Genomic DNA, 3,767 nt, shown 5'->3' with positions numbered 1-3,767 from the left:
GCCCGATGCGGGGCGCAGGACGACTCGGTCGCCGCCGAGCCGGCACGATCACCGCCCGTCACCGCGGCGGCGACCGTGCCGGCGGCGACCATGCCGGCGGCGGCGGCCGACGACATCGGGTTCGATGCAGACGATCCCGATAACTGGACTGCCGAGTGAGGACCATCGCATGCTGCAAGCCCACGAAGCGGACATCTTCCGCCCCGACGTCACGGTCCTCGCCCCGCAGGAGGCCGTTCCCGCGCGCCGGGAGCGGTTCGCCACCCGTCTGAGCCCCCAGGATCTGGAGCGGCGCGCCTGGAAGAGACGCGTGAACACGATCCACGTGAACACGGACGTCGTCGTCAAGGCGGTCGCGCGCTTCGACCAGATGCTGGCCGACCTCGCCGACGACGTCGAGGGCCAGTGCCTTGTCGTTCCGGCTCCTTCCGGGGCCGGGAAGTCGCATCTGCTCGCCCGGCTGCAGATGCGCCCGTCCCTGGTGCCGTTCCGTGACGAGGTCGGCCCCGTGCGCCCGCTGGTGTTCATCAAGGCGCCCAGCCCCTGCACCCTGAAGACGCTGGGGCTCGCGCTGTACGTCGCCCTGACCGATCTGGAACTCAGCGCCACCCTGAAGGAGCACGACATCTGGCGCAGGGTCCGCCACCAGATGCACGCCCAACTCGTGTCGGTCGTCATGGTCGATGAATTCCACCACGCCCTCCGCGGGCGCACCGGCGACGAGCGGCGGGCCTTGGTCGAGACGCTGAAGAACCTCGTCCTCCCGGACCCGAACGACCCCCTGCGGCCGCCGGGGGCGGAGATGCGCCCCATCTCGCTCGTGCTCTCCGGCATGCCGTGGCTGAGGCGGGTGCTCAAGGAGGACTTCCAGTTGCTCCGACGCTGCATCTTCATGCCCATCAGGCCACTCGGCCACTCGGCGGCCTGTGTGAAGAAGGCGACGAAGTTCCTGGAGCTGATCGAGCCGCGGCTCGGCTTCCCGGCCCCCTCCGGCCTGTCCGAGCACGACATGGTCCAGCGCATGCTCAAGGCATCGGCGGGATACACCGGCCGGATGATGCACCTCGTCAAGAAGGCGGCCTTCCGCGCCATCCGAAGCGGCGCGCCGAGCATCAGCCAACTCGACCACCTAGCATTCGTCTTCGACGAGATCTTCGAGCTCGGCCCTCACCGGAACCCGTTCAGGGTGCCCGACATCTCGACCTGCCCGAAGCTGAAGGAGATCGAGTTCGACAAGCTCACCCGACTGATGGGAACCGCGCAAGCGGACATCGACCCGGACGACGCGTAGGAGGACGTCGGTGCGACTGACCATCATCCCGCCCGTCGTCGAGGGCGAATCCGCAGCGGCGCACCTGCTGCGCGCCTTCGACGTCAATGGCGAGCCGTGGAGCCGGGAACGCCTGAGGAGCGCCGGCCATGCCTTGAGCGACATCCTGCAGGGGCGCGCCGCCAAGCCCCTCGCGGACCGGCTCGGCCGTGACGGTGAGCCCTTCCTGCGATGGACCCCGGCGGAGGTCACCAAGCGGAGGGTCGTGATCGCCGGCGAGGAGATCCACCGGGACGACTGGACGACGAACGCGCGTCGCTGGTGCCCGCGCTGCTGGGACGACGACCTCCGCCGGCCGCGGTCCGGACGTCACGCCCATTGGAACGTTCACCGGCGCTTCTGGTGGGACGTGGCTGCCGTCCGCACCTGCCCGGTGCATCACGTCCTGCTGGCCGCGGCTTGCCCGACCTGCGGCGTGGACGTCACCTGGGAAGCCGGCTCGCTGACCCGGTGCAGGAACGGCCACCCCCTGCTGGCCTGCGAGGGCGTCGAGGTCGCGCCCGGCACGACCCTGGCGGACGCCTACGTGGTCGGCCGCCTCGGCGGCATGCCGAGGACGGAGGTCCCCATTCTCGACGGGCTGACGCTCGCAGAGGCTTGCGACGCCATGGAGCGGCTGGGCGTCGCCCGGCACGGGGGCGCCGACGGGGCCTTGTCGAAGTTTCCGGCGGAACGCCATCCCGAGGTGCTTTCGGCCGGCCTCGCCATCGCGCGGGACTGGCCGCGCGCCTTCGAGGCCCTGCTCGACGGGATGGCCGGAGCCGACCATGTCGGCCTCGGGGCCTGGGGCGCCGAACAGGTCTATGGCTACCTGTACCTGTGGGCGAAGCGACTGCCGGCGGGAGGGAGCGGTGACGCGGTGCGGGCGATCCTCTTCGCGCATCACGCGGCACGGGGTCCGGTCCACAAGACCTCGGTGGTGATCCGGCATGCCGATGTCCCCCTGGTCAGCCTCGCCGAGATCGCGGCCCAGTGCGGGCGCCGGCCGGAGTTCGTCGCCGGCTACGTCAAGGCCCTGGGTGCGTGGCCGGAACGGACCAAGCGGGGCACGCCCATCGGCATCACCCGCGAGACCGCCGCCGAGATCCGCGCGCTCCTCGACCGTGCGGTCCGCGCGGACGACCTGCCCGCCGCGCTCGGGCTGGCCAAGCGACAGGCCAGGATGCTGGTGGCCGCCCGCATCGTCCCGCCAGCCGAGATCCATCGTCGCGCCGGCATCAAGGCCGAGGTATTCGACCGGGGTGCCATCGACGCCGTGCTGGCCCGACTCCGCGGCCCAGCGCCGACCGTCGAGGCCGCTCCCGCCGGCCTCCTGCCGCTCGCGCGCGCCAGCCAGCACGGCAAGGTCGACGGCGTGCGCGGCACCTGCGCCATGATCTTGGCCGGACAGCTCCGGGTCAGGGCGGTCCTGCGGGACGCGCCCGGCCTCGCGGGGTTCCTCCTCGACCCGGAGGACATCAGGGCCGCGCGCCGGTCCCGCGGGGGCGGCGGCCTCACCCTCGCAGAGGTCGGCCGGCGCATCACGGTGCCGTCCGACGTCGTCGGCCTGATCGTCCGGCAAGGCCTGCTGACCGGGACCGCGACCGCATGCGGGGAGATCCTCGTCCCGGAGGATGCGTTGGCGGCCTTCGAGAGCGAGTACGCAACCACGGGGGCCCTCGCCAGGGACATCGGATCCGGCATTCGGTGGGTGCGGGAAGCCCTCGACCGGGCCGGCATCAAGCCGGTTTTCGCGACCGCCGGCCGTAAGGTCACGACGGTGTGGTCCCGGGAGGATGTACCGCGGGACCTCCGGCGCCGCATTCCCAGGACGCATGCGCGCCCGCTCTAACGGAGGTTGCGCCTCGGCGGCGGGATACGTGAGCGGACCGTGCGGGGCTGCCCCATCCGAGAGCCCGCGGCGGGCGCACCGGGCGCCCGGGTCCTGCGACGCGGCGGCCGCCGCCCGGGAACCCGAGAGACGCAAGAGGATGGCGGCCCAAGGCAATTTCGCAGCAGCGTGCTGCAAGATCGCGGGACCGGCCCAATACTCGCCGAAGCCCTCCCGTGCTTGAGGTCTCGTCGCGGGAAGCGTCCTGCGCCGAAGTCCGTCCCATTGTGCTCCTACAGCCGGGGAACGGGCTCGGCCCCCCAGCGCCGGCTCTCCTGCTTGTCGGCGATGGACCGATGGCCCCCAGCTTGCGCCGCGTTCAGGCTCCTCACGATGTCGGGGGCGCCGGCATGGTGTAATGACGGCGTGCCCGACCGTTCGGCCGGTCTCAGGGCACGGCATACGCTCGCGAAATCACGGCCCTTGTGGATGTTGGTGACACCGCATGTTTGACTGGCTCCGATCCCTCCTGCGCCGTCTCTGGCTTGGCCGTTCGGGCGACGCGCCTCGAACCGAACGTCCCGTTGAACCGCGGCACCGACAGGTCACGATCCGCCGCTACGGCGG

Annotated in this window: 2 protein-coding genes; both read left to right on the top strand. The window is 71.4% G+C overall.

Annotated elements, in window-relative coordinates:
- Positions 1–169: 169 nt before the first annotated feature.
- Positions 170–1,291 (top strand): AAA family ATPase, encoded by a 1,122-nt coding sequence (locus AX737_RS17470; RefSeq protein ID WP_066923658.1) that lies wholly within the window; start codon positions 170–172, stop codon positions 1,289–1,291.
- Between the two features lie 10 nt (positions 1,292–1,301).
- Positions 1,302–3,161, top strand: coding sequence for a TniQ family protein (locus tag AX737_RS17465; RefSeq protein ID WP_066923656.1), 1,860 nt, complete (start codon positions 1,302–1,304; stop codon positions 3,159–3,161).
- Positions 3,162–3,767: the final 606 nt, after the last annotated feature.

It is taken from the genome of Methylobacterium sp. CCH5-D2 (assembly GCF_001556475.1).
GTDB lineage: Bacteria > Pseudomonadota > Alphaproteobacteria > Rhizobiales > Beijerinckiaceae > Methylobacterium > Methylobacterium hispanicum.
Note: the sequence above shows the minus strand (reverse complement) of the source record. Positions and strands in the feature narration are given on the sequence as shown.